General features: G+C 54.0%; 23 protein-coding genes. 1 reads left to right on the top strand and 22 read right to left on the bottom strand.

Annotated elements, in window-relative coordinates:
- Positions 1–340 precede the first annotated feature (340 nt).
- The 20 genes from yfmH to dpaA all read right to left on the bottom strand — a co-directional run bounded on the left by yfmH (position 341) and on the right by dpaA (position 23,257).
- A complete protein-coding gene (gene yfmH / locus ACTVIM_RS06305; RefSeq protein ID WP_033023140.1) occupies positions 341–1,630 on the bottom strand; it encodes an EF-P 5-aminopentanol modification-associated protein YfmH in 1,290 nt (429 codons plus the stop codon).
- Positions 1,611–2,909, bottom strand: a complete 1,299-nt coding sequence (gene yfmF / locus ACTVIM_RS06300; protein ID WP_033023139.1) for an EF-P 5-aminopentanol modification-associated protein YfmF — start codon at positions 2,907–2,909, stop codon at positions 1,611–1,613. The genes yfmH and yfmF overlap by 20 nt, the downstream gene beginning before the upstream one ends.
- 146 nt (positions 2,910–3,055) lie before the next feature.
- Positions 3,056–4,015: an ABC transporter permease gene (locus ACTVIM_RS06295; protein ID WP_033023137.1), complete on the bottom strand. Its 960-nt coding sequence runs from the start codon at positions 4,013–4,015 to the stop codon at positions 3,056–3,058.
- Positions 4,016–5,062, bottom strand: a complete 1,047-nt coding sequence (locus tag ACTVIM_RS06290) for an ABC transporter permease (protein WP_033023135.1) — start codon at positions 5,060–5,062, stop codon at positions 4,016–4,018. It lies immediately after the preceding gene.
- Entirely contained in the window at positions 5,059–6,588 is a 1,530-nt protein-coding gene (locus ACTVIM_RS06285) for an ABC transporter ATP-binding protein (protein WP_033023268.1), read from the bottom strand. Before ACTVIM_RS06285 ends, ACTVIM_RS06290 begins: the two co-directional genes overlap by 4 nt.
- 126 nt (positions 6,589–6,714) lie before the next feature.
- Positions 6,715–7,806: a BMP family lipoprotein gene (locus tag ACTVIM_RS06280; protein ID WP_033023266.1), complete on the bottom strand. Its 1,092-nt coding sequence runs from the start codon at positions 7,804–7,806 to the stop codon at positions 6,715–6,717.
- An 85-nt stretch (positions 7,807–7,891) separates the two neighbouring features.
- A complete protein-coding gene (locus tag ACTVIM_RS06275; protein WP_033023133.1) occupies positions 7,892–8,623 on the bottom strand; it encodes a GntR family transcriptional regulator in 732 nt (243 codons plus the stop codon).
- Positions 8,624–8,826: 203 nt separating this feature from the next.
- Positions 8,827–11,139: a DNA translocase FtsK gene (locus tag ACTVIM_RS06270; RefSeq protein ID WP_033023131.1), complete on the bottom strand. Its 2,313-nt coding sequence runs from the start codon at positions 11,137–11,139 to the stop codon at positions 8,827–8,829.
- 109 nt (positions 11,140–11,248) lie between these two features.
- The gene (locus ACTVIM_RS06265) at positions 11,249–11,473 is read right to left on the bottom strand and encodes a YlzJ-like family protein (RefSeq protein WP_033023129.1); all 225 of its coding nucleotides are present in this window, start codon (positions 11,471–11,473) and stop codon (positions 11,249–11,251) included.
- The gene (locus ACTVIM_RS06260) at positions 11,470–12,210 is read right to left on the bottom strand and encodes a ClpP family protease (protein ID WP_033023128.1); all 741 of its coding nucleotides are present in this window, start codon (positions 12,208–12,210) and stop codon (positions 11,470–11,472) included. The genes ACTVIM_RS06265 and ACTVIM_RS06260 overlap by 4 nt, the downstream gene beginning before the upstream one ends.
- A 170-nt stretch (positions 12,211–12,380) precedes the next feature.
- Positions 12,381–12,599 (bottom strand): ATP-binding protein, encoded by a 219-nt coding sequence (locus tag ACTVIM_RS06255; RefSeq protein ID WP_081917079.1) that lies wholly within the window; start codon positions 12,597–12,599, stop codon positions 12,381–12,383.
- A gap of 655 nt (positions 12,600–13,254) precedes the next feature.
- A complete protein-coding gene (locus ACTVIM_RS06250) occupies positions 13,255–13,857 on the bottom strand; it encodes a hypothetical protein (protein WP_033023127.1) in 603 nt (200 codons plus the stop codon).
- A 14-nt stretch (positions 13,858–13,871) separates the two neighbouring features.
- Positions 13,872–14,585, bottom strand: a complete 714-nt coding sequence (locus tag ACTVIM_RS06245; protein ID WP_033023126.1) for a C40 family peptidase — start codon at positions 14,583–14,585, stop codon at positions 13,872–13,874.
- Positions 14,586–14,647: 62 nt separating this feature from the next.
- Positions 14,648–15,823, bottom strand: a complete 1,176-nt coding sequence (locus ACTVIM_RS06240) for an ISL3 family transposase (RefSeq protein WP_445614317.1) — start codon at positions 15,821–15,823, stop codon at positions 14,648–14,650.
- Positions 15,824–16,481: 658 nt separating this feature from the next.
- The gene (locus tag ACTVIM_RS06235; RefSeq protein WP_033843538.1) at positions 16,482–18,152 is read right to left on the bottom strand and encodes a ribonuclease J; all 1,671 of its coding nucleotides are present in this window, start codon (positions 18,150–18,152) and stop codon (positions 16,482–16,484) included.
- 164 nt (positions 18,153–18,316) lie between these two features.
- Entirely contained in the window at positions 18,317–19,192 is an 876-nt protein-coding gene (gene dapA / locus ACTVIM_RS06230) for a 4-hydroxy-tetrahydrodipicolinate synthase (RefSeq protein WP_033023121.1), read from the bottom strand.
- 5 nt (positions 19,193–19,197) lie between these two features.
- A complete protein-coding gene (gene dapG, locus ACTVIM_RS06225) occupies positions 19,198–20,445 on the bottom strand; it encodes an aspartate kinase (protein WP_033023119.1) in 1,248 nt (415 codons plus the stop codon).
- Between the two features lie 149 nt (positions 20,446–20,594).
- The gene (gene asd, locus ACTVIM_RS06220; RefSeq protein WP_033023115.1) at positions 20,595–21,638 is read right to left on the bottom strand and encodes an aspartate-semialdehyde dehydrogenase; all 1,044 of its coding nucleotides are present in this window, start codon (positions 21,636–21,638) and stop codon (positions 20,595–20,597) included.
- Positions 21,639–21,749: 111 nt separating this feature from the next.
- The gene (locus ACTVIM_RS06215) at positions 21,750–22,355 is read right to left on the bottom strand and encodes a dipicolinate synthase subunit B (RefSeq protein WP_033023114.1); all 606 of its coding nucleotides are present in this window, start codon (positions 22,353–22,355) and stop codon (positions 21,750–21,752) included.
- Positions 22,352–23,257 (bottom strand): dipicolinic acid synthetase subunit A, encoded by a 906-nt coding sequence (dpaA, locus tag ACTVIM_RS06210; RefSeq protein WP_033023113.1) that lies wholly within the window; start codon positions 23,255–23,257, stop codon positions 22,352–22,354. The genes ACTVIM_RS06215 and dpaA overlap by 4 nt, the downstream gene beginning before the upstream one ends.
- A 191-nt stretch (positions 23,258–23,448) precedes the next feature.
- On the opposite strand from dpaA, the gene ACTVIM_RS06205 reads away from it, so the two are divergent.
- Positions 23,449–23,688: a YlmC/YmxH family sporulation protein gene (locus ACTVIM_RS06205; RefSeq protein WP_033023112.1), complete on the top strand. Its 240-nt coding sequence runs from the start codon at positions 23,449–23,451 to the stop codon at positions 23,686–23,688.
- A gap of 61 nt (positions 23,689–23,749) precedes the next feature.
- Here the strand turns inward: ACTVIM_RS06205 and ACTVIM_RS06200 are convergent, their stop codons facing one another.
- On the bottom strand, positions 23,750–24,997 hold the full coding sequence (locus tag ACTVIM_RS06200; RefSeq protein WP_033023110.1) for a M16 family metallopeptidase: 1,248 nt from the start codon (positions 24,995–24,997) through the stop codon (positions 23,750–23,752).
- Positions 24,984–25,970, bottom strand: coding sequence for a polysaccharide deacetylase family protein (locus ACTVIM_RS06195; RefSeq protein ID WP_339232163.1), 987 nt, complete (start codon positions 25,968–25,970; stop codon positions 24,984–24,986). The genes ACTVIM_RS06200 and ACTVIM_RS06195 overlap by 14 nt, the downstream gene beginning before the upstream one ends.
- Between the last annotated feature and the right edge of the window lie 21 nt (positions 25,971–25,991).

Genomic DNA, 25,991 nt, shown 5'->3' with positions numbered 1-25,991 from the left:
TCGTATAAACACCATAGACCGAGCCTTGTTCGCTGAAAAGACCCGCAAATCGCAACTTCCGCGCGATCGGCAAGCCGGCGACCGCCGATATTGCCAAGACTCGCGAACAGCGGTGCGCCCTCCACAAAATCTTTCACGGCCGGCGGGAGCGTCTTGCGTCAGACTCGCGAACAGTGGTGCGCCCTCCGCCCCAAGGTGAGCATCGCCGTTTTGGGGAATGCTCACGAAAAAAGAGGGCCCGCCAAACAGCGAGGAAACGCCCTCTTCCCGATCAACGGCGCGCATCCGCATCGTCTTGGACATGCGTCCATGTCGCAGACGAACCGGAGCGCAAACCTCTTTATGACTCTTTGGGCACGACTTCGCAAACCGCGAGCTGCGAATCGCGGAAGCAAGCCGAAGCGACGTCCGCTATCTCATCGATCGTCAGCGCGGAGAGCACCGGCAAAATGTCAAACAAGCTGGCGCCGTAAAACGCGTAGCGCGTAAACTGGTTGGCGATGTATTCCGGCGAGTTGAGCGCGCGCAAAAAAGCGCCGATCTTTTTCTTTTTCACCCGCTCGATTTCTTCTTTCTTTATGGCGTCGACATCCAACGACAACAGCACCGTTTGAATTTCTGAAGCGAGGCGCTCAGCATCGCGCGTATCGCCGCCGACGAGGGCAAAGCCGAATTCTCGCTCTTCGGTATAATCGTACATGAACGTATCATCGATCAGCCCTTCGCGGTACAGCCGTTCGTAATGCGGTGAGCTTTTGCCGAACAAGTAATCGAGCAGCACGTGAAACGCGAGCTCATGGCGCAGCTTTTGCCCGCCGGTATTCGGCACGGACGGCGCTTTGATGCCGACAAAACATTTATTCGTCTGCACGTGCATCGGAATGATTTTTTTCTTTTCCGCCACGGCGCTTGGCTCTTCGTACGCAAACCGCTTCACTTCCGGCGCCGGCGGAAACGACTTTTTCGCCTGATTGTCGCGGATTTGCTGCATCATTTTTTGCTCATCGACCGGCCCGACGACAAACAACAGCATGTTGCTTGGGTGATAAAACGTTTCGTAGCACTCATACAGCAGCTCTTTTGTAATCTTGGCGATCGATTCGACCGTACCGGCGATGTCGATTTTGACCGGATGGTTGTGATACATGCTTTCAATGGCGCCGAAGTAAACGCGCCAGTCCGGGTTGTCATCGTACATGCGGATTTCTTGGCCGATGATGCCTTTTTCTTTTTCGACCGTTTTGTCGGAAAAATACGGCGTTTGCACAAAATCGATCAATGTCTCCAAGTTTTTCTCAACGTTATCGGTGCTTGAGAACAAATAGGCGGTGCGGGTGAACGTCGTAAAGGCGTTCGCCGACGCGCCTTGTTTGCTGAACTGCTGAAACACATCGCCATCCTCTTTTTCAAACAGCTTATGCTCCAAAAAATGGGCGATGCCATCCGGGACGCGTTTCATTTCCGTTTTTCCGAGCGGCACAAACTGATTGTCAACCGAACCGTAATTCGTCGTAAACGTCGCATACGTTTTATGGAATCCTTTTTTCGGCAATATATAGACGTCCAAGCCGTTTTCCATTTTTTCGTAAAACAGCGTCTCGCCTAGCGTTTCATACACCTGTTTTTCCATCGTCCGCCCCCCCTTCCATTCCGGTCAAAAAGTAGACGGTATCGAGCGCCACTTTGCCTGCGACGCGCACCACGTCTTCGCGCGTCACTTGATCGGTGCCGGTCAGCCATTCCTCGATCGAGCGCTGCCGCGTGGAAACGACGTTATGGTACAGCACTTCGACGAGTCCGCGCGGCGTATCGAGCGTCTCAAGCAGCTGATTGCGGATGACCGCTTTCGTCTGCACCATTTCTTCATCGGTGAAATCGCCGTTTTTCATCGCCTGCATCTGTTCATCAATGATGCGGCGCGCCTTCTCGTAATGGGCCGGCTCAATGCCCGACATCACCATCAACAGCCCTTTATGGCTTTCCAGCCGAGAGGCGGCATAGTAGGCGAGGCTCGCTTTTTCGCGGACGTTGATGAACAGCTTCGAGTGAGAAAACCCGCCGAAAATGCCGTTAAACAGCTGCAAGGCGTAGTAATCGTCGTCCTCGTACGTCACGTCAGTCCGATAGCCCATGTTCAGTTTCCCTTGCTTGACATCTTGCCGCTCGATCACTTCGTTCACTTCCCCTCGCGCTTTGGTCGGAGCGAGCGGCGCCTGTGCGGATGGCGAGCGTGTTGGCAAAGCGAAGCGGTTCGTGACCGCAGCGAGCACCTTTTCTTCTTCGACGTCGCCGATGACATACAAATCGAGCTCATCGTCCGCCAACGCCTGCTCATAATAGCGATACAGCCCCTCGGCGGTAATGGCATCGACATCTTCGAGCTCGCCGTTCGGCGAGAGGGCGTACGGCTCGCCTTTGCACATTTCCTGCACAAGGCGCATGTTCGCATAACGCATTTTGTCGTCGTACACCGCCTGAATGCGCTGGCGGAGCGCCCGTTTCTCTTGTTCGACGATCTCAGGGACAAACCGGCCGCCATCGAGCGCCGGGCGAAGCAGCAGATCGGCGAGAAGCTGGAGCGCTTTATCGAAAAGCGCCGGCCGTTCCGGCAAAAACTGTTCGTTGGCGACATCGATGCGAATCGTCACCACATGCTGTTCGCCTTTTTTGCTCAAATCGACCTGAAGCGTCGCTCCGTACAGCTCATCGAGATGGGTGCGCAGCGCCTTTACGCTTGGATAGTCAGCGGTGCCGCTTTGCAGCACATGCGGCAGCAGCGCGCGCATCGTCACCGTCTCCTTGGCAAGAGGGGCCTTCATTTTCCAAACGATCGTGTTCGTTTTGTACTTATCGGTCGGAATCGTATGAACGCGTACCGGTCCGACCGCTGTGACTTTTTCGTCGACCAATCCAACTCCTCCTTACTGTTGCCCAAAGTGCGCTACCTTTTTTATTGTAAAACTCCTTAGCAACAATATACCTTTTGGCCAGCGAAAAATGCAAATCATTCCATCCAGTCAAAAACGGCCGTCCGTTGTTCGGACAGCCGTTTTCGTCACCGTTTTCCTTTAATGTATGGCGTGCCGGCCGCTTTGGGCGCTTCCGCCCGGCCGATGAAACCGGCCAACGCCAAAATGGTAAGCACGTAAGGGGCGATAAGCAAGTAAACGGTCGGCACGTTTTTCAACAGCGGAATCGTTTGGCCGACGATGCTCAAACTTTGCGCCAAGCCGAAAAAGAGCGCCGCCCCCATCGCCCCGACCGGATGCCATTTGCCAAAAATCATCGCCGCGAGCGCCATAAACCCTTGCCCCGAGATCGTCGCATGGCTGAAGTCGCGGGAGATGATCGTCGCGTACACCGCGCCGCCCAGCCCGCCGAGCGCCCCGCTGATCATGACGGCGATATAGCGCATTTTGGCGACGTTAATCCCCATCGTATCGGCCGCCATCGGATGTTCGCCGACCGCGCGCAGCCGCAGGCCAAACGGCGTTTTATAAATGACATACCATGATACAAACGCCAAAGCAATGGCAATGTACGACGGCACATAGGCGTTGGAAAACAACAGCGGCCCAATGATCGGGATATCGCTTAATACCGGCACATCCATTTTGTCAAATCCGACTTGAATTTGGTCGGTTTGTCCTTTGCCGTACATTTTTTTCACCAAAAACAACGACAAGCCGAGAGCCAAAAAGTTGATCGCCACCCCGCTGACGACTTGATCGGCGCGAAACGTCACCGACGCGACAGCGTGCAGCAAGGAAAAGACAGCCCCGACGATCACGGCCGCCACTAAGGCGAGCCATGGTGTCCATGCGCCCAATCGATCGGCAAACGTCAAATTAAACACAATCCCGACAAACGCGCCGATGGTCATAAGCCCTTCCAGCCCGATGTTCACAACGCCGGACCGTTCGCTGAACACGCCGCCAAGCGCGGTGAAAATAAGGGGGGCCGCAAAGAAAATGGCCGTCGGGATAATCGTCTGCAAGACATCGTACACGCTCACTTACTCCGCCCCCTTTTGTCCACGAGATAACAGCCAGCGGATCATGTAGCTGGATGCGACAAAGAAAATAATGAGCGCGATAATGATATCGACGAGCTCAGTCGGCACGCCGGCGCTTGACGGCATTTCCAGCGCCCCGACTTTCAAGGCGCCAAACAACAAGGCAGAGAGCAAAATGCCAAACGCGTTGTTGCCGCCGATTAAGGCGACGGCAATGCCGTCAAACCCAAGGCCGGTGAATCCGGCTTTCGTAGAGATGTTTCCAAACGTCCCAAGCCCTTCCATCGCCCCGGCGACACCGGCAAAAGCACCGGAGATGACCATGGCTAAAATGATGTTGGCGCGCACGTTCATGCCGGCGTACTGTGACGCGTGCTGATTGAAGCCGACCGCGCGCAGCTCAAACCCTTTCGTTGTCCGCTCCAACAAAAACCACATGATGAACGCCGCGGCGATGGCGATGAAAATGCCGTAATGCATCGTCGAGTGGTGCGTGATCGCCCCGAAAAACTCGGACTGGAGCGAGGCGCTCGGCTTGACCGGATCCGATTTGAATCCTTCATCCGACAGCACCGAGCGGATGATGGCGTTCGTGACGTGCAAGGCGATATAGTTCATCATGATCGTAATAATGACTTCATGGACTTTCAAATAGGCCTTTAACACGCCGGGAAGCAAGCCCCACAACGCCCCAGCCGCAGCGGCTGCCAAAATGGCGAGCGGCAAATGGACGATTTTGGGCAAATCAAACGACACCCCGACCCAAACGGCGGCGAGCCAGCCGACGATCAGCTGCCCTTCGACCCCGATATTAAACAAGCCGGTGCGAAACGCGAACGCGACCGCCAAGCCGGTCAAAATATACGGCGTCGTCTGCCGGATCGTTTCGCCGATATAGTACGTATCGCCAAACGCTCCGTATACGAGAGCGGAAAAGCCAGCGATCGGATTGTAGCCGCTTGCGAGCATCACGATCGAGCCGGCAATCATGCCAAGCAAGACCGCCAGCACGGGAATGAAAAGTTGTTGAAGGCGATTGGATTTCATGACGACACACCCGCTTCCTTCCGTTTGCTTCCGGCCATCAACAGCCCAAGCTCTTGCTCCGTCGTCGCTTTCGGATCGACGATGGCGACGATTTTTCCTTCGTAAATGACGGCGATCCGATCGCTGACGTTCATGACTTCATCGAGCTCAAACGAAACGAGCAGCACCGCTTTCCCGCGGTCGCGCTGTTCGATGAGCCGTTTATGAATAAACTCGATCGCTCCGACGTCAAGCCCCCTCGTCGGCTGGGCGGCGATCAACAAGTCCGGATCGCGGTCGACTTCGCGGCCGATGATCGCTTTTTGCTGGTTGCCACCCGACAACGCCCTTGCTTTCGTATACTCATCCGGCGTGCGCACGTCAAACTCGCGGATGAGCTGGCGCGCTTTTTCATAAATCGCCGTGAAGTTCAACAAGCCCCGCTTGGAGTATGGCGGCTTGTAATACGTCTGCAGCACCATGTTCTCGCCGATCGGAAAATCGAGCACCAGCCCATGCTTATGCCGGTCTTGCGGAATATGGCCGACGCCGGCTTCGATGATTTGGCGCGGCGGCAAGTTCGTAATGTCTCGGCCGTTGAGCCGAATCGTCCCGGATTCTGCTTTGATCAAGCCGGTTATCGCTTCGATCAGCTCGGTCTGCCCATTGCCGTCGACTCCGGCAATGCCGACGATTTCACCGCCGTGCACCGTCAAATTCAACCCATTGACCGCGGCGAGCCCGCGGGCGTCTTTGACGACCAACCCTTCAATTTCAAGCACCGGCGTTCCCGGTTCGGCCGGCCGTTTTTCCGTCGTGAATTGCACCTCGCGGCCGACCATGAGCGCCGCCAGTTCGTTCGGGTTCGTCTCCGCTACATTGAGCGTCGCAATCCCTTTGCCGCGGCGGATGATGGTGACGCGGTCGCACACTTCCATAATTTCCTTGAGCTTATGGGTGATCAAAATAATCGATTTCCCCTCGCGGACAAGGGTGCGCATAATGTCCATCAGCTCGCGAATTTCCTGCGGCGTCAACACCGCTGTCGGTTCGTCAAAAATCAAAATGTCGGCGCCCCGATAGAGCGTCTTTAAAATTTCCACGCGCTGCTGCATGCCGACCGAAATGTCAGCGACTTTCGCCGTCGGATCAACAGCAAGCCCGTATCGTTCCGACAGCTCGCGCACCTCCTGCTCGGCCCGCTTGATATCGATCGTTCCCGCCCGCGTCGGCTCGCTGCCTAAAATAATGTTTTCGGTGACGGTGAACGTATCGACCAACATAAAATGTTGATGCACCATGCCGATACCGAGATCGTTGGCGACGTTCGGGTCGGTGATGCGCACCGGCTTCCCTTTGACGCGGATTTCGCCGCCATCGGGCTGATAAAGGCCAAACAGCACGTTCATGAGCGTCGACTTGCCGGCCCCGTTTTCGCCAAGGAGGGCGTGGATCTCCCCTTTTTTCACTTGCAGCGTAATGTTGTCGTTGGCGACAAACGCGCCAAACACTTTGCGGATGTTGAGCATTTCAATCACGTATTCCAAACGCTTCACTCCCCATTTCGGCAAGGTCAAAATCACAAAATGAGAGGCGGCAGCGGAACGGCCGCCCTTCATTTCATGATTTTGAAAAAGGCTAGCGCACGCACTAGCCTTCTTTACCGTTGTTCGTCACTTGATCGTCGCAGCGAATTGTTCATACTCTTTCCGGTTGGTCGGGACTTTCACTTCACCTTTAATTATTTTTTGTTTCCACTCATCAACAGCTTTCAAAACGTTTTCCGGAACGTTGCCGCCAGTCGTAGCGACGCGAATTCCGTTTTCGGGCAATCCGTACTCGATCGTTTTGCCGCCCGGGAAGTTTCCGGCTTTCGCCTGTTTCGCCAAGTCATACACCGCCACATCGACGCGTTTTACCATCGAAGTGAGCGTGACGTTGTACGTTTTGTCGCCCACTTTCACTTCCCCTTCCGGCGCTTGGTCTTTGTCGACGCCGATGACCCAAATTTTACGGTTCGGATCTTTTTTCTTCAAGTCTTTCGCTTCTGAGAAGACGCCGTTTCCGGTCGCTCCAGAGGCATGGTAGATGATATCGATGCCAGACGCGTACATGCTCGAGGCGATCGCTTTCCCTTTGTCCGCTTGGTCGAACCCCCCGGCGTATTGCACTTCCACCTTCGCTTTCGGGTTGACGGCTTTGACGCCGGCGCGGAACCCGCTTTCAAATTTCTCGATCAGCGGAATTTCCATGCCGCCCACAAACCCGATTTTGTTTGTTTTCGTCATCAACCCGGCGACCACGCCGACGAGGAACGAACCTTCATGTTCTTTGAACGTGATGCTGGCGACGTTCGGCTCGTTCACCACCGTGTCGACGATGGCGAAATGGTTTTTCGGGTTTTGCTTGGCGACTTCTTTCACCGCGTCGCCCATCAAGTAGCCGATGCCGTAAATCAAATCAAAATCGCTGCGCACGAGTTTGTTTAAGTTCGTGGCGTAGTCGGAATCGCTCGATGACTGCAAGTAGTCATAGCCGCCGCGGCCTTTTTCAAGCCCATTGTCTTTGCCGAATTTTTGCAATCCTTCCCAAGCCGACTGGTTGAACGATTTGTCGTCGATCCCGCCAACGTCGGTGACCATGGCGACGCTGAACGTATCTTTTCCGTTGCCCCCGGCATTATTTCCCCCTTGACCGCCACAGGCGGCGAGCATCGTGCTGGCGGCAAACAACGTTGACACTAGAAAACCAAGCCGCTTTTTCATCATCCATTTACCCCCTACATAAAAATTGGTTTCTTCACTTAGTATGGAACTGCCTTTCTGCTTCTATGTACCCGTTTTCACCTCCTTAAAAGCCAAACCGCTTCCGCATGACATGGAAGCTGAATTTGTCGGAGCGAAAATAGTTGATCGAATAAAAGATGGCTTCGTCGTTTTTATCGAAATGCATTTGTTTCAAAACAAGCAAAGCCGTTTCCGGATCGCATTGCAAAATCGGCGACACTTTTTCGTGATAGCCGAGCGGCTCGATGCGCGCGACCGCATAGGCGATGTCGCGGTGCGCTTGGTTGTGCAGGCTTTCAAACAGCGATTCCTGCTCATACGAAATGCCCCTTGGCAAATATTTGCACAGAATTTTGTCGATGCAGTAAACGACCGGTTCGCCATCGGCCGTACGCACCCGCTCGATCAGCAATAACCCCTCGTCCGGCCCGCATTGAAAGCGGCGCATGTCGTCCTCGGTCGGATGCTGAATCGAAGAGGATAAAAAAATCGTCCCCGGTTTGCGTCCGGCTTGGCGGATCATATCGGTCACGCTTGAGAGCTGCTCGATGCCGGACGTAAACAGCGGACGAGCATTGACAAACGTTCCGACGCCATGGCGGCGAATGATGACGTTTTCTTCTTCGAGCACCCGAAGCGCCTCGCGCAGCGTCGCCCGGCTGACTCCGAGCTGCTTGGCCAGTTCAAACTCAGACGGCAGTTTTTGCTTTTCTTTGTACACGCCTGTTTCGATATCCCGTTTTAAGCGATCGATCACTTGCAAATACAGATGGCGGCTGTCTGCTTTGATTGACATGACAATGTCCTCCACGTTTCCGCTAAAGATCAGACCTCTGACATTAGACATATAACCTTTTCGAAAATACTATATCACGTTTTCTTGGGCAAATAAATAGGCGATATCAAATTTTGTCGAAGAAAAAGAAACAGGTTTGATAACGCTTCCAATAAGATGCATCATAAGGCGGGCGGCGCTGATTTTTGCCCGCCTTATTCGGTTTAGGATGTCTTTTTGATGTCCTCTTTCGACCACAGCACCGCGCGCGGTTTGCTTCCTTCATACGGCCCGACGACGCCGCGCTCTTCCATGGCGTCGATCAAGCGGGCGGCGCGGTTGTAGCCGATGCGGAAGCGGCGCTGCAGCATCGAAACGGACGCGCTCTGCATTTCGACCACCAAGCGGACGGCCTCGTCGTACAAGTCGTCATCAAGGTCGCCGGCCGATGGCTCGCCGTCCTCGACCATCATTTCTTCATAGTATTGCGCTCGCTGCTGGCCGATGACGTACTGAACAACGTCTTCGACCTCTTGATCGGAAACGAACGCCCCTTGCACGCGCACCGGTTTGGAAGCTCCCATCGGCAAAAACAGCATGTCGCCGCGCCCGAGCAGCTTTTCCGCTCCGCCCATGTCCAAAATCGTGCGCGAATCGATTTGCGATGAGACGCTAAAGGCGATGCGCGACGGGATGTTCGCCTTAATGACGCCGGTGATGACATCAACCGATGGCCGCTGGGTGGCGATAATCAAGTGGATGCCGGCCGCCCGTGCCATTTGCGCCAAGCGGGTGATGGCTTCTTCTACATCCGATGACGCCACCATCATTAAATCCGCTAGCTCGTCGATGATCACGACGATGTACGGCAAGAGCGGTTGCTGTTCCGGCACCGTTTCGTTCTGCTGGCGGATCTGTTCGTTATACCCTTCAATGTTGCGCGTGCCGGTGTGGGAGAACAGCTCGTAGCGGCGCTCCATTTCTTGGACGACCTTTTTCAGCGCTTGGGCCGCTTTTTTCGCATCGGTGACGACCGGCGTCAGCAAATGAGGAATGCCGTTATACACGCTCAGCTCGACCATTTTCGGGTCGATCATCATCAGCTTGACTTCATGTGGCTTCGTGCGCATAAGCAGGCTGACGATGATGCCGTTGATGCAGACGCTCTTGCCGCTGCCGGTCGCGCCGGCGATTAATAAATGCGGCATTTTGTTTAGTTCCGCCGCCACGACTTCTCCGGAGATGTCACGGCCAAGCGGAATTAAAAGCTTCGCTTCCGCCTTGGTATGCTCAACGGCTTCCAGCACCTCGCGCAGCGAGACGGTCGCGATTTCTTCGTTCGGCACTTCAATGCCGATCGCCGATTTGCCGGGAATCGGCGCCTCGATGCGGATGTCTTTCGCCGCCAACGCGAGCGCCAAATCGTCGCTTAAGCTGACGATTTTGCTCACTTTCACCCCGACGTCCGGATACACTTCGTACTTCGTCACCGCCGGGCCGAGATGCACTTGCGTCACTTTCGCCTTGACGCCAAAGCTTTGGAACGTTTTCTCCAGTTTGCGGGCGTTGGCGTAAATGTTGGCATGGTCGGCCGACTGCCCGGCCGGTTTCGGCAAGCGGAGCAAATCGAGCGGCGGCAAGTCGTAGTTCGTATTTTCATGGGCGGAAAAAGCCAACGGCGGCGTCGGCTTCCCTCTGTCCCCATCATCTTCCGCCCGTTCGCTCTCCTCTTCCGGCTCAGCCGCCGAACGGACAGCGGCAAAATCGGAGATGATCGGGGGCGGAGACAGCATTTCCTCTTCCAGCTCCGCCGCGTCCGCCGGCTCCTCCTCAGGCCGGGCCGCGCGCCGCGTCCGCCGGCTTTGGCTGCGGTTCGCTTTGCCCTTCCTTCCCGTCCGCCATTGCTTCACATCCTCAAGAAACGCCCGCCATTCTTGACGAACAACCGATGCGGCAAGCTCGATCCATCGGCCGGCTGTGTCACGCAGCGGCTTTCCGGTAAGAATGATCAAACCGATGAGAAACAAGAGGAAACAAATCCATTTCGTCCCAGTTGAATCAAACAGCTGATAACTGGCGGCAAACAGCAGAGCGCCTACCATCCCCCCGCCTAAATCGGCATCGGCCGTCTTGCCGCTCGCTTCATTCCAAAACAAAGCCCACGTCGTCCGCATGACGCTCGGATCCCACTGTCCGCGGCGCGACATCAGCGCAAACAGCCTGTCATGGCTTAAAAGCAGGAGCGCCGCCGCGATGACCGCCACGCCGACAAACGGGCGGCTCGTCCATGACGGCCACTGCCGCTGCCAGATAAGCGCCGCTGATAACGCCAAAAGGCCGATCAACAATAGCATGTACCATTCGCCGAAAAAAAAGCGGCTGATGAGCACGAGCGTTTCCCCAACGAGCCCAAGGCGGGCTATCGCCACCACGGCCACAGCGAGCAAGCTAAGGCCGATCAATTCAAAGCGAACAGTGTCCACCCATGACTGCCCTTTTGGCCGTTTTCCTTTTTTTCGTCGCTTTCGTTTCGCCATGTGTCGTTCACTCCAACATCTTTTCAGTGGCAAAGCCGGAAAAAAGCAGCCAACAATGGCTGCTTTTTCTGTTTGTCTACTATTATACCATGAATGGCGAAACAATTCATTACGATGTTGCCGCTGAAGCGGGAAACCGGGCCCCCGGGGCGTATTTCGCCTCTAAAAAGTGGTAAGGATTGGTGCTTAAATTTTGCACGATTTCATACTCGCCGGTTTCCGTGGCTTGCACAAGAAACGGGATGCCGTCATAATACACCAATTTCTGCTTTTCGTACGCCGCCCTGTCGGTGGGGAACACTAAATACTCGGGCATCATCGTATACAAAATCATTGAACGATCTTCCCTTCGCCGCTTTTTTTCATCTCAATCAGCTCGCGCAGCTTCGCCATCGCTTGCGACACGCCGCCCACCTCGTCGATCAGCCCGTACCGGACGGCGTCGGGTCCGACGACGTTCGTGCCGATGTCGCGCGTCAAATTGCCTTTGGAAAACATGAGCTCTTTAAACTTTTCCTCACTGATCTTCGAATGTTTCGTCACGAAGCGGACGACGCGCTCCTGCATTTTATCCAAATACTCAAACGTCTGCGGCACCCCGATCACAAGCCCGGTCAGACGGATCGGGTGGATCGTCATCGTCGCCGTCTCGGTGATGAACGAATGGTCGCACGAAACGGCAATCGGCACGCCGATCGAATGGCCGCCGCCAAGCACGATGGAAACGGTCGGTTTCGACAGCGACGCAAGCATTTCGGCGATGGCGAGCCCGGCTTCGACATCGCCGCCAACAGTGTTCAAAATGACAAGCAGCCCTTCGATTTTCGGATTTTGCTCAATGGCGACGATCTGCGGAATGACATGCTCGTATTTCGTCGCTTTGTTTTGCGGCGGCAGCTGAATATGGCCTTCAATTTGGCCGACGATCGTCAAGCAATGAATGTTCGTATCGAGTTCCATTTGCGGAACGTTCGTCTGCCCGAGTTGGGTGATGGCGGCGGTTGCTTCCTCGGTCTTTGTCTCCGGCTGTTCGCCCTCGGCTTCCGCTTGGAAATAACGCTCCTTCTCCATTGTTTCGTCTCCTTTCTTGTCGGTCATACGTTTAGTATGGCCGAAAAAAGAAAGAAAAATGCCGGCAACAACCGACCGTTCCCAGCATTTTTCGTTGGACTTTGAGCATGATTGCATTACACTTTTATTTCAGCAAACGAAATAAAATAAGCTAGTGGGCAAAATTGTGGTCAATGTGGTAAAAGCGCAAAGGTTACGCCCGGCACCTCAAGGTGGATGTCGATCCGATCCAACAGCGGCCCTGACAAACGGGCGCGGTATCGCTGGATTTGCGGCGGTGTGCAGGTACACTGCCGCTGTTCCCGCGAGCCGAAAAATCCGCAGGGGCACGCGTGAAGATAACCACCTAGAACTGGCGATTTACAGGGAAACTTCAACGTCACCTGCATTGCCAGAAGATGATACACCCGGTGGGTGCATAAGACGTGCTCGTTTAGCGAAAAACATGTTGCTTGTCGATCTTGCTGCTGCAACCGGTCTCAGTGTCCGTTCTCTTCGTCTGGCCGAACAGAACAAGTCAACAGTAAGCCCGCCTAATCTTAGAAGATGATCTAAAGCTTTGGGGGTGTCAATCGCTTACCTTGGTTGTTTTGAGAACCTTCCGGAACATACACTAGGCCAGCGGATCAAGAAGGCTCGACTGTATCATGGATATAACAAAAGAGAATTTGGAGAGATTTTTGGGTTGAGCACGAGGATAATATGATGAGTACCGGCCTTCTGAAAAATATATGAAGCGTCTTGATATATTCTTAGCTATTTTGCATTAACATTAAAGCGTCCCTCGGATGTTGAAAAAGGCTTGTACGAGAATCGGTCTTCGACAAAAAGACAGGAGGTTGCGGCTACTGCCACGCACCCCCTCAATGCACTCAGGGAAATCATTTTTCGGACTTCCAACAATCTTAGGTACTGGGTACGCTCGTATCCGTCCAGGGTCAAATGGAATAAGCAGCGATTGGAACAAGTCGGGATCGTATTTCTCCCGATCGAGCCATATCTTCATCCTCTGGCCACAAAATCACCGGCATCCGGTCGCTGTGTCTATTTGGCCTGGATCGACCAGTCGATGACTTTATAGGTGTTCCCCTTCTTTTTCAGTTGGAGAACCCACTTCTCCCGATAGGTATCAAATCGTTCCATCCGGTCGGCGTAGTCGTTGAACCGGTCAAATTCGGGCAACTTGTTGCGAATAATGGTGACCTCAACCTGATTCGGACTGCATTCCTTCAGTGGTTGTACCGGATCGTAACACACGATTTGCCTGATGTCATTGCTTGTATTCTGCAGACGAGGATGTTGTTTCCACTTTTGCATTGCCTTGTCTCCCTCGATCCACTTCAGCAGTTCCTTCGGGTCACGGTGAAAGTAGCTTTCGACAAATTCGTAAACGACCCGAATTTTTTCATTTTTTGCCAAAGGTGCAGGAGCATTTTGTTGGTAGAAATGGTACAGACGCCGATAATACTGTTCAGACTCATCCATGTATTCATTCATTTTCAGAATATTTTCCTTGGACGCATAGGGAGTCGGAGCATCCGCATGTACGACGGGAGACGGGGTGTGACTCCAGACATATGTCAGCAGATTGCTCCCTCCTATCGCTAGGCACCATGCCATGACCCCGATCCATTGTTTGCGTTTCATATGAGTTGACCTCCCTAGTTTGTCAGGCTGCCATCATCCTGAATGATCCGTTTGATTTTCATCACGTTTTTACTCCAGATATAATCCAGCTTGTCAATTCTGACATTGGCGGATGACCCGGTTCCCCCTTCGTGGATGTACAAATGATTGCCGTTGGTATCTTTTCCTGCGTACATCGCCACATGATCCACTTTTTTGTCCTCATCCCAGTCAAAGAAGATCAGATCCCCGATTTTCAAATTGGTTTCATCAGGTGTTTTGCCTTTTGTCACTTCGCTGCCCCGTTTGATCTGGTCAGATGTGGTCCGGCCGATGTTTATATTCAATTCCGTCAAATATACAGACGAAGTAAAACCGGAGCAATCCATCGATTTGGGTGTCACCTTGTTTAGGTTGACTGTACCCGCACCGGGTTGAGCATACGGGATTTTCCCCACCCAGCGCTTGGCCTGACTCAGAATTTTGCCGCGAAGTTCATCTCCTTTGTTTTCTTTGGCTGTCGCAGTCGCGACTGCCTCTGCCGCATCCGGCTTCGCCAGCAGCGAGGCTTGATAGAGCGCTTGCGCCTGTCTGCTGATCTGCACGGCATCGGCCGAATCCTTTTCGCTTCCCCCTGTTGCCAGTCCTGCTTCTTTGCTGGAAAGTACGCGCTCGGTCTGGGTCGTACGTTGATTGGCTTGATAGGAAACCAGTTGGAACGTGGCCGGTTGGCTGCGAATAGAGGTCATCCCCAAACAACTCCTTTATTTCAAAATTTTTGGTTCATCACCAAAAGATGTACTTGCACCTGTCATGAAAGTATGTTAGCTGTTTCTAGCCGAACCCGCAGTGCAAAACGCTGGATATTTCTGTATCCGTATCCCCGACGTTTCATCAGCTTGATCTTGTTATTTGTTCCCTCCATTTTCCCATTTGAATAAGGGGATAAAATGCACGATATGATTTCGTCTGTTCGTTTGACGAGTGATTTTGCGATGGCGCGAACAGCAGAACAAGGACAAAACAAATACCGATGAATCCAAGCCTTCAAGCGTCGTTTCGCCTGTTGCTCATCTTTGCTTTTGAACACATAGCGAACATGTTGGAGCGATTGGTAAACAGACTTTAAGTAATCGCTTTCATTACACCATTCTCGTATGATTTGACGTTCTTCCTCCGTCAATTTCTCTGGGCATTGGCTCAATAAACGGCAAACGTAACGAACATTTCCGTGTTTCTTGCCTCCTTTGCCCAAATATTTGCGACAACGTTCTAACGCATCGGTAAACAGCTGAATGACATGGAAATAGTCGACGACATGTGTCGCCTCTGGGCAAACCCGTTGAATCGCTTTTTTCATCGCTGGAGCCAAGTCACTCACGACATACTGAACGGAACGAGACACATGAGCCAATGCACGCCCAATGGCTTCCTCGTTCTTTCCTGCTTCCATGGCATACACTTCTCCCGTTTCGGCATCCATGATCGCCACTCCATAGTCGTGCCCTTTTCGAAAAGCAAACTCATCGACACAAACCGCCTTTGGTTGGACGTCATTCGATAGGAAGGAAGGGGCATGGGTATAAAACCATCGTTCAACGGTCGTGTAAGGAAGCTTGAGCATACGAGCCACCGCCTGAATGGATGTTCCGATGCAAGATTGCGCGACCCATCGCTGAAAAGCATCCGTCGCCACACTTCGAGGAGAGATGGCTGGATACGACGTGCTGAACGTCACGCCACACGTGCTACAACGTCTGCGCTCGACAGGAAGTTCGATCCAAAAAATCCCTATTCGCTGAGCATAGCCATGCATCCATTGCTTCTTTTTGACTGTCATTTTGATCGTGCGCTTCAAGCAGACAGGACATAACGGGCATTGTTCGGGTAGAGAAAGTTCGAAAATCCAACGTTCCCCTTCTTTTCGCACCTTTTGAATCAAAACATCTGGTAAATCGATGAGTTCTTTGATAAACTGAGAGTACATGCGAATTTCCCTCCATGGTTTGGTTTGGTCACCTTTACCATACAGGAAAATTCGCATTTTTTGTACCCTCTATGCACACCTACCTTAAATGATCAAGTACAACTTGTGGTGAAGAGCCAAATTTTTTCCCAATTGTCAGTTTACTATATTTACAGAGTTAAGTCAATAAGAATGAAGTTACCCACACCATTCTAGGAAGAGGGGATTTTGAAATGGCTCAATACCAGATTACCGTAGATTCACAACTTTGGCGTCAGCTTTTTCTCGGCCATTAGAATAGATGTGAAATGAATAATAACATTCGAAAACTCCGAAAAGAACGTGGCATACCCGGGACGCACATCGCTAAAATGTTAAACATTACCCCTACGTTTTGTGAAATTGAACGCGGAAAGAAAAGATTGCGTGCGGATCTGGCCTCCCGAATCGCTGGGATATATGCTGATATTACGATCACACTGAATACCTACGCTCATGTTACATCGATGCAAAAGAGCTTTGCCAGAAACTTTGACTTGGCTGTCAAACAGGTTAGAAGCAAATCGCTTTAGCATCGTAAAGGTGGTCAATATGTGATCAAAGGACGATTTAAAAAGTAAAAAAAGAGCCGAAAACCTTGACATATCAAGGTTTTGCGACTCAAGTGTGGCAAGAAGAATTACACTTCCATAATAATCGGTAAAATCATTGGCCTCCGCTTTGTTTTTTCAAATAAAAATTGGCTGAGCGCTTCACGGATGTTCGCTTTCAGCGACGACCATTCGAGCATGTAGGATTCAAGGCAGCGCTCGATGATCGAAGCCACCATCTTCTCCGCTTCCTCAAGCAACGTCTCCGACTCGCGCATATAAACGAATCCGCGCGAAATGATTTCCGGTCCCGCCGCGATCGTTTTCGCTTCTTTATTCAGCGTGACGACGGCGATTAAAATGCCGTCTTGCGACAATAAGCGCCGATCGCGCAGGACGATGTTGCCGACATCGCCGATGCCAAGCCCGTCAATTAAAATGTTGCCGTACGGCACTTTGCCGCCGGGACGGGCGACGCCGCCGCGAAACTCGATCACTTCGCCTTTGTCGATCAAAAACGTCCGCTCTTCCGAGATGCCGACCGCTTTCGCCAGCCGAGCGTGCGCCTTTTGCATCCGGTATTCCCCGTGGACGGGGATGAAGTACTTCGGCCGCATGAAGTTGAGCATCAGCTTTAATTCTTCTTGGCAGCCATGCCCCGATACGTGCACTTGCCGATCGCGGTAAATGACGTTCGCCCCGGCGCGGTACAAGGCGTCAATCGTTTTCGCAAACCCGAGTTCATAGCCCGGCATGACGGACGCGGCGACGATGACGGTATCGCCTTCCTTGATGTTCACGTGCTTGTTCGTTTGGCGCGCCATTCGCCACAGCGCGCTCATCGGCTCACCATGCCCTCCGGTGGTCAAAATGACGAGCTCACGGTCATGGTAGCGTTCGAGATCGTGGGTCGAGATCGTCACCTTGTCTGGAACGTGCAAATAGCCAAGGCGCACGGCGATGTCCATCACTTTATGCAGCGTTTTGCCGATCACCGCCACTTTGCGCCCGGACTCGTGCGATGCATAAAGCACCTGTTGGATGCGGGTAATGTTTGAGGCGTAGCAGGCCACGAATACCCGCCCTGGCGCATGGCCGATCACGTCGGCGATTTCATAGGCAACGGCCGTGTCGGAGCCGCTGTAGCCCGGACGCTCGGCGTTCGTGCTGTCCGACAGCAAGCAGAGCACCCCTTGTTCGCCGATTTGCGCGATTTTGCCCAAATCGGTGCGGCTGTTGCCGTATGGCGTCTGGTCAAACTTAAAATCGCTCGTGTACACGATCGCGCCTTGCGATGTTTGCAAGCTGATGCCGACTGAATCGGGAATGCTGTGAATCGTGCGGAAAAAGGTGACCTTGGCTTTGTCAAACACGAGCTCGACATCCGGGTGGATTTCGTTCAGCTTGGCGCCCGACACTCCTTGTTCCTTCAGCAACGCCTCTGCCAATCCGATCGTCAGCTTCGTTCCGTAAACTGGAACGGACAGCTGCTTGAGCACGTAGGCGATCGCTCCCATGTGCTCCTCATGCCCATGGGTGAGGAAAATCGCTTGAATGCGGTGCTGCCGTTCAACCAAATAGGTGATGTCGGGGATCACCTTGTCGATGCCGAGCATTTCATCTTCTGGGAACATCACCCCGGCATCGATGACAAAAATGTCCTCGTCCAATTCGACGACATACATGTTCTTGCCGATTTCCCCTACTCCCCCTAGGGCAAAAAGGCGTATTTTCTCTACCGGCTTTATTTTTGATTTCAAGGCTGCGTCCTCCCAATCATGATGCTAACCCGCTCAAAGTCACTTGCTTTTATTATAACGAATCGATGTTGAGAAACACAAGATGGCTAATGCGCCAACCGCTGGATTTCTCACCAGCGAAAAGCGCCCTCAACGCCCGCCAAGGAGACGTTGAGGGCGCTCGGTTACGACAGAGCAGAAAGCAGGCGCTGAAGCTCGTTCCGTTCCTGTTCCGTGAGCGGGACGAGCGGAAGACGAACGGCGCCGACATCCAGCCCACAAAGCTGCAGCGCCGTTTTCACCGGAACCGGGCTTGGAGCGGCAAACAGCCCTTTCATGAGCGGCAGCCATCTTCGGTGCAGCGCCGCCGCCTGCTGGTGATCTCCAGCTTGGAAGGCGCGAATCATTCGCTGCATTTCATCGCCGATGATGTGCGAAGCAACCGAGACCACGCCGGCCCCCCCGATGGCGAGCACCGGAAGCGTCAAGCTGTCATCGCCGCTATAAAGCAAAAAATCGTCCGGGGTCCGTTCAATGATTTCGGCCATAGCGTCCAAATTGCCGCTCGCCTCTTTGACCGCAACGATGTTTGGGATTTCCGCCAGCCGGATGACGGTTTCCGGAGCGAGGCTGACCGCTGTGCGGCCCGGGACGTTATAGAGCATCACCGACAGCGATGTGCTTTCGGCAATCGCTTTGAAATGCTGGTACAACCCTTCTTGGTTCGGTTTATTGTAATACGGCGAAACGAGCATGACGGCGTCGACGCCCGCCTCTTCCGCCCGCTTGGTCAGCTCGATCGAAGCGCGCGTATTGTTCGTCCCCGTCCCAGCAATGACCGGCACGCGGCCGTTGACGACGGCGACGACATGGCGAAAGAGCGCCAGTTTTTCTTCGGTCGTCAATGTTGGCGATTCGCCGGTCGTGCCGGCGACGACGAGCGCATCCGTGCCATGGTCGAGCAAATAGTTGACCAGCTCCGTCGTTTTCGGCAAATCAAGATTCCCTTTTCGGTCAAACGGCGTGACCATCGCCGTTACGACGTTTCCGAACTGAATCACGGTTTTCACTCCTCACTCCAAATCGCTTCGTCTCCCCCCGCCTCAGATAGGCAAAAGGCGTCATGGAGAGCGTTGACCGCTTTTTCCATATCTTCCTCTTTCACTAACACCCAAATGGTCGTATGGCTGTCAGCCGATTGCAAAATTTGAATGCCTTGTTCTGACAAGGCGGTGACGATTTTCGCCGTCACCCCGGGCACGCCGGCGATGCCGGCGCCGACGACCGATACTTTGGCGCAACGCGGCGTCACGGCCGGTTCATAGCCGATGCGGCGCAAAGCAGCAATCGCTTTGTCCGTCATCTCGCCGCTGACCGTGTAGACAACGCCGTATGGGGAAATATTGATAAAATCGACGCTGATCCCTTCGTGGGCCATCGCTTGAAACACGTCCGACTGCAGCTCATAATGCCCTTCTTTCGCCAGCACCTTGATTTGCGTGACGTTGGCGACATGGGCGATGCCCGTCACTAGCCGCTCCCGCACGTCGCTCCCCTTTTGCGGACGAATCGAGGAGGTGACAAGCGTTCCCGGCGCATCCGAATACGTCGAGCGGATGCGCAGCGGCACTTTCGCCTGCATAGCGATTTCGACCGCGCGCGGGTGAATGACTTTCGCCCCTTGATACGCCATGTTGCAAATTTCCGTATAGGTGACAACCTCAAGCGGTCGGGCGTTTTCGACAATGCGCGGATCAGCGGTCATGACGCCGTCGACATCGGTGAAAATATCGACCCGCTCGGCGTTTAGCGCCGCGCCGAGCGCCGCCGCCGATGTGTCGCTGCCACCGCGGCCGAGCGTTGTGATATCGCCGTTTTCCGCCATCCCTTGAAAGCCGGCCACGACGGCGACATCGTGCTGTTCAAGCGCCTCAAGGAGGCGGTCGCAGCGCATCTCGACGATTTTGGCGTTCGTATAGTCGCTGTTCGTGCGGAATCCGGCTTGCGCGCCCGTGAACGCCGCCGCTTTGATGCCGTGGGCGTTCAACAAGTTGCTGAACACGACGCTGGAGATGATTTCTCCGCACGCCATGAGCAAGTCTTGTTCGCGCTTTGTCACATGATGCTCGGAGCCGCCGATCAGGCTAAGAAGCGTGTCGGTCGCGTACGGATCGCCGTATCGGCCCATGGCCGATACGACGACAACAACTTTGTAGCCGTCTTCAAGCGCCTTTTCAATGTGGCGGCGCGCCATGTTTCGCCCGCGTTCATCGCGGACGGACGTGCCGCCGAACTTTTGGACGATAATTTTCATGGTAACACCTCGACGATTGGATAAACTTTCCCGGCCTTCGCTGCGAGGAAGGCGGGGCCTCCGTCACGCTGGCCCATCCTTGGGCGTCCGCCTTGTGTCAGGCGAACGCCGTGCCGCGTTGAGGCGGGAGATGCCGTGAAAAAACGGCGTTATATCAACCCGAGCTTTCGTAAATGTTCCGCGATTTGCACCGAGTTCGAAGCCGCCCCTTTCAGCAAGTTGTCGGCGACAATCCAGAGGTGGAAGCCGCGCGGATGATCCAAATCGCGGCGGATGCGGCCGACAAACACATCATACTGGCCGACGCAATGGACCGGCATCGGATACAGCTGTTCGCTCGGATCATCTTGCAGCACGACACCCGGCGCCTCGCGAAGCACCTCGTGCAAGTCGGCAACGGTGACGCCGTCTTGCTCAACTTCGATGTACACCGATTCCGAGTGCCCGCTCGCCACCGGAATGCGCACGCACGTTGCCGCCACTTTCAGCTCGGGCATGTGCATAATTTTTTTCGTTTCGTTGATCATTTTCATTTCTTCAAATGTAAAGCCGTTGTCTTGGAACTTATCGATTTGCGGTATGGCGTTGAACGCAATCGGGTAATGCTTCCGATCCGATTTCACTGGCAAAATGTTCGCCTCGACCGGCTTCCCTTCGAGCACCGCTTTCGTCTGCGCATGCAGCTCTTCGATCGCCTGCGCCCCGGCCCCGGAGACGGCTTGGTACGTTGAAACGATCACGCGCTCTAAGCCAAACGCCTTCCGAATCGGCTCCAACGCCACGACCATTTGGATCGTCGAGCAGTTCGGATTGGCGATAATGCCGTTATGCCACGTCAAATCGCTTCCGTTCACTTCCGGGACGACAAGCGGCACGTTTTCGTCCATCCGAAAGGCGCTCGTATTGTCGATGACGACCGCCCCGCGCCGCACCGCTTCCGGCGCCAATGCCTTCGATACCGCCCCGCCGGCGCTGAACAAGGCGATGTCCACCCCTTCAAAGCGCTCGGGTGATGCCGCTTGCACCTCAATTTCCTCGCCGCGGAACCGCATTGTTTTGCCAGCCGACCGCTCCGATGACAACAAAGTCAATGTTCCAACCGGAAAGTTCCGATCCTCAAGCGTCCGCACCATTTGCTGCCCGACGGCCCCCGTTGCTCCGACGACAGCGACATGATATTGCTTTTGAGTCATCCACCATTCTCCTTCCACATCGTCACTCTAAGAAGTGAATTCATAGTCTTTATTTTATCACATTCCGCTGTGGACGAGAGAACATTTTTATGCGCCGCTTTGATTTTTGATTCAGTTGTAGCGGAAGCGTTCGATGACCACCGGCTGCAGCTGTTTTCCTTCCAGCGCGGCGAGAACCGTGTCGCGCAACAGCGGCATGTAGGCGACCATCGAGTTTGGCTTCGCCTGCGGGGCGTCTTGGCCGAACGGAATAAAGTAAATGTTTTTCGCCGCCATCAGCCGCATCAAGTTGACGCCGTTTAAGCCGAGCGCATCGTTTGTGGAAATGCCGAGCACGACCGGGCGGTGGTTGCGCATCGTCGCTTTGGCCGCCATGAGCACCGGGGAATCGGTCATGGCGTTGGCCAGCTTGCTCATCGAGTTGCCGGTGAGCGGAGCGATCACCATGCAGTCGAGCGGAATTTTCGGCCCGAGCGGCTCCGCTTTGACGATCGTGTCAATCACTTCGTTTCCCGTCAACTGTTCGAGTTTTTTCACCCATTCCTCCCCTTCGCCGAAACGGGTGTTGGTCGTCTTAACGGTGTACGTAACAATCGGCAATACTTCGGCCCCTTCATGGACAAGTTTTTCAATTTCGGGAAACACCGCATCATACGTGCAATGCGACCCGGTGAGGCCAAAGCCGATTCGTTTTCCTTTCAGGCTGTTTCCGCTCATCGTTTGTTCTCCTCCCGTTTTTGCCAATCTTCATACAAAAGCTGCGCCAAAACGTTGGCGATGATTTGTCCGGCTGTTTTCGGCGCGACGATCCCGGGCAGCCCGGGCGCTAAAATGGCTTTCACGCCGCGTTTTTCGGCGTAGCGAAAGTCGGTGCCGCCCGGTTTGGACGCCAAATCGATGATCAGCGTATGGGCCGGCATTTTGGCGATCACGCTCGCCGTGACAATCAAATGCGGAATCGTGTTGATGCAGACGTCAATATCGCGCACTTCTTTTTCCAAATCGTTTAGGTGAAACGGCACGAGCCCCATTTCGGTAATGCGGGCGAGATGCTCCGACCGGCGCGCCCCGACTTTCACTTTCGCCCCTAGGGCGGCAAACGTCCGGGCAACGGTCATGCCGACGCGTCCGAGCCCTAAGACGGCGACGCGCGAGCCGTGAATCGTAAAATCGGTGTGCTGAATGACCATCATCACCGTGCCTTCGGCGGTCGGAATGGAGTTGTAGATGGCCACATCATCGCGCGCAAACAGCTGCACGTGCTTACGTTCGGTCTTTCTCACCAGCTCATCCAAATACGAGTTGCTGATGCCGGAGTAAATGGTGCAGCGTTGGGCCGTTCGTTTCACGATTTCTTCGGTGAATGGAATCGGTTCTTGGGCGAACACGCTGTTTACTTTTCCGTCCAACGTCGTGCCGTGAACCGGCAAAATAATGGCATCCAAATCAGGAAAATCGACTTCGTCAATCGGCAGCTTCACGGCCCCGGTAAAATGATGAGCCAGCTGGTCAAAGCCAACGAGCGATAACTTGGCATCCAATTCCACGAGTTTGCGAATGACTTCCAGCTGCCTCGCATCACCGCCGATGATGGCGACATGCATTCCTGTCAGCATCATGTTGTACGCTCACCTTCTTTGTTGGCAAACTGCTTCATTTCTTTTCCCATCTTATGTCGGGGAAAAACCATGGGTGAATGACCCGGGGGGAAAAAATGGGCGTCATCATCGCGGCGCTGGGCTGCAACAGTCATGTTTTGCCGTTCCGTTTCTATACATAGAATAAAGGGACAAAAAGGAGGGAACCGACGGTGAGGCTGAGCGAACTAAGCGGCAAAGAAATCGTGGATGTCAGAAGGGCCGAGCGGCTCGGGGTGCTCGGACAAACGGATTTGGAAATCAACGAACAAACCGGGCAAGTGGAGGCGCTCCTTATCCCGACAGGAAAATGGTTCGGGCTGCGGAAAGACCATCAAGAAATCCGCGTGCCGTGGAACTATATCCGCAAAATTGGCTCCGATATGGTGATGATCGACATTCCCGAAGAATAAGAGACAAAAAAGAAAAAAGCTAACCACCTCAGGAAAAGGTCGTTAGCTTTTTTACGCCCATTTATGAGCGAAGCGGACGCGGCAGCACGCCGTCCGGGCTGATGAGGGCGAGCGCGTAATCGTCGGTGAACACCGTGCGCGCCAGCTCGTTCACTTTTTCCACCGTGACGCTCTCAATCTCCTCAATGATTTCGTCAAGCGAGCGATGGCGGCCAAGGAGCAGTTCGTTTTTGCCGTTGCGGCTCATCCGGCTGTTCGTGCTTTCCAGTCCGAGCATCAAACTTCCCTTCATTTGTTCTTTGCTGTTATGCAGCTCTTTTTCGGTAATGCCGTCTTCTTTTAATTGCCGGATCGTTTCTTGAATCGTCGCAAACAAAACATCGAGCTGCTCGCTCCCGGTGCCGGCGTAAATGGCGAGCAGGCCGCTGTCTTGGTAGGCGGAATGGTACGAGAACACCGAATACGCCAATCCGCGCTGTTCGCGCACTTCCTGAAACAGCCGGCTGCTCATGCTGCCGCCTAAAATATTGTTCAAAATCAAGAGCGGGTAGGCATCCGGATGACCGATCGGCAGCCCGTTGAACCCGATGCACACATGCGCCTGTTCGACGTCTTTTTTGCGCGCCATCTTTTGCGGCGCAAACGATGGCGTCCCTGGAGAAGGCGGCCTCTTTGCTGCCGTGAACGAGCCGAAATAGCGCTCGATCTCGTCGATAAACCGCTCATCCACGTTGCCCGCCACCGAAACGACAACGCGATCCGGCGTGTAGTAATCGGCCATATACTGGCGCAGCGTATCGCCGGTAAACGTGCGCAGCGTCTCTTCCGTGCCTAAAATCGGATAGCCGAGCGGGTGGTTCGCGTAACACGCCTTGCCGAGCAAATCGTGGACGATGTCATCGGGCGTGTCTTCGTACATTTTGATCTCCTCGAGCACAACGTTGCGTTCTTTGTGGAGCTCATCTTCCACAAACGTTGAGTGGAAAAACATATCGGCGAGCATGTCAAGCGCCAGCGGGGCGTGTTCATCCAACACTTTGGCGTAGTAACACGTATACTCCTTCGAGGTAAAGGCGTTCACTTGCCCGCCGATGCTGTCGAATGCTTCGGCAATGTCTCGCGCCGTGCGCGTGGTTGTTCCTTTAAAAAACATGTGCTCCAAAAAATGCGAGATCCCATTGTTTTGTTCTGTTTCGTTGCGCGATCCTGTGCCAATCCATACGCCGATGGCCACCGATCGAACCGTCGGGATTTGCTCGAGCACGATTCGCACACCGTTTTTGCACGTATATTTGTTAATCAACTCCATGTTCCTCCTGTTTGTTTGCCAGTCTTTTCTCATCGAATAAGGCCGTCAAGCTGCCTAACGCGTAACCTTGGCGTTTGATTGAGACGATCAGCTCATCAAGCGCCGCCGCCGTCGGCATCGTCGGATGCATTAACACGATGGCGCCGGGATGGATGTTCGCTGCCACCCGTTTCACTATAACAGATGGGGCTGGTTTTTGCCAATCAATTGTATCGACGCTCCATAGAATCGTTTTCATGCCAAGTTCCGCGGCGATCTCGACGACCTCGTCGCGATAGCTGCCGCTTGGCGGAGCAAACCACTTGCATTGGACCGCGGTCGCCGCTTCGATCACTTCGTTCGTTTTCTTGAGCTCGCGGCGAATGTCGTCGCCGCTGAGCATTTTCATATCAGGATGGCTGTAGGAATGGTTGCCGATCTCATGGCCGGCATCTGCGATCATTTTTGCCATCTCTGGATGTTTTTTTACCCATTGCCCTTCCAAAAAGAACGTTGCCTTCACCTGATGCTTTTTCAGCGTCTCGAGCATGTCAGGAAGGTATTCTTCCCCCCAAGCGACATTGACCGTCAGCGCCACCATCGGTTTGTCGGGATGGCCGCGGTAGATCGGCGCCGGTGGCAAATCGTCCAAATGAACGCGCGGCGGCACTTGGCGGAACACAAGCTTGCGCTCATCGAATGTTCCTGTTTTTTTCATGTTTTGATAGGAAGCGTCAATATCGACGGCCAGACCGTTATACCCGGGCGTCGCCTTCCACACTTTATCAATGACCGCATCTTGGGCGGGAATTTCGTACTGCTTCGCCTGCTTGACGATCGTTTCATACAGCTTGTCGCGCTCCTTTTTCATCGCCGTTGTGTCCGCCGGACGCCAGCTCTCGACATAGTTGCCGACCGGCGGCCAATGCACGGCCATCCAGGCGGCAAGCAACATGACCGCCAGCGCCATATAGCGGATGGATGCGTTGTTCACCCTTGTCCCCCTCCTTTTTCA

This window comes from Geobacillus sp. YF-1 (assembly GCF_052692335.1).
The sequence above is the reverse complement of the archived record's forward strand: the minus strand, read 5'-3'. Positions and strand labels throughout refer to the sequence as shown.

Bases quoted from the DNA above. Each gene is read 5' to 3' on its own strand.
- yfmH (WP_033023140.1), bottom strand. From the start codon at position 1,630: ATGGAAAAACAGGTGTATGAAACGCTAGGCGAGACGCTGTTTTACGAA.
- ACTVIM_RS06290 (WP_033023135.1), bottom strand. From the start codon at position 5,062: ATGAAATCCAATCGCCTTCAACAACTTTTCATTCCCGTGCTGGCGGTC.
- ACTVIM_RS06280 (WP_033023266.1), bottom strand. From the start codon at position 7,806: ATGAAAAAGCGGCTTGGTTTTCTAGTGTCAACGTTGTTTGCCGCCAGC.
- ACTVIM_RS06275 (WP_033023133.1), bottom strand. From the start codon at position 8,623: ATGTCAATCAAAGCAGACAGCCGCCATCTGTATTTGCAAGTGATCGAT.
- ACTVIM_RS06270 (WP_033023131.1), bottom strand. From the start codon at position 11,139: ATGGCGAAACGAAAGCGACGAAAAAAAGGAAAACGGCCAAAAGGGCAG.
- ACTVIM_RS06265 (WP_033023129.1), bottom strand. From the start codon at position 11,473: ATGATTTTGTATACGATGATGCCCGAGTATTTAGTGTTCCCCACCGAC.
- ACTVIM_RS06260 (WP_033023128.1), bottom strand. From the start codon at position 12,210: ATGGAGAAGGAGCGTTATTTCCAAGCGGAAGCCGAGGGCGAACAGCCG.
- ACTVIM_RS06255 (WP_081917079.1), bottom strand. From the start codon at position 12,599: ATGCAGGTGACGTTGAAGTTTCCCTGTAAATCGCCAGTTCTAGGTGGT.
- ACTVIM_RS06250 (WP_033023127.1), bottom strand. From the start codon at position 13,857: ATGAAACGCAAACAATGGATCGGGGTCATGGCATGGTGCCTAGCGATA.
- ACTVIM_RS06245 (WP_033023126.1), bottom strand. From the start codon at position 14,585: ATGACCTCTATTCGCAGCCAACCGGCCACGTTCCAACTGGTTTCCTAT.
- ACTVIM_RS06240 (WP_445614317.1), bottom strand. From the start codon at position 15,823: ATGTACTCTCAGTTTATCAAAGAACTCATCGATTTACCAGATGTTTTG.
- dapG (WP_033023119.1), bottom strand. From the start codon at position 20,445: ATGAAAATTATCGTCCAAAAGTTCGGCGGCACGTCCGTCCGCGATGAA.
- asd (WP_033023115.1), bottom strand. From the start codon at position 21,638: ATGACTCAAAAGCAATATCATGTCGCTGTCGTCGGAGCAACGGGGGCC.
- ACTVIM_RS06215 (WP_033023114.1), bottom strand. From the start codon at position 22,355: ATGAGCGGAAACAGCCTGAAAGGAAAACGAATCGGCTTTGGCCTCACC.
- dpaA (WP_033023113.1), bottom strand. From the start codon at position 23,257: ATGATGCTGACAGGAATGCATGTCGCCATCATCGGCGGTGATGCGAGG.
- ACTVIM_RS06200 (WP_033023110.1), bottom strand. From the start codon at position 24,997: ATGGAGTTGATTAACAAATATACGTGCAAAAACGGTGTGCGAATCGTG.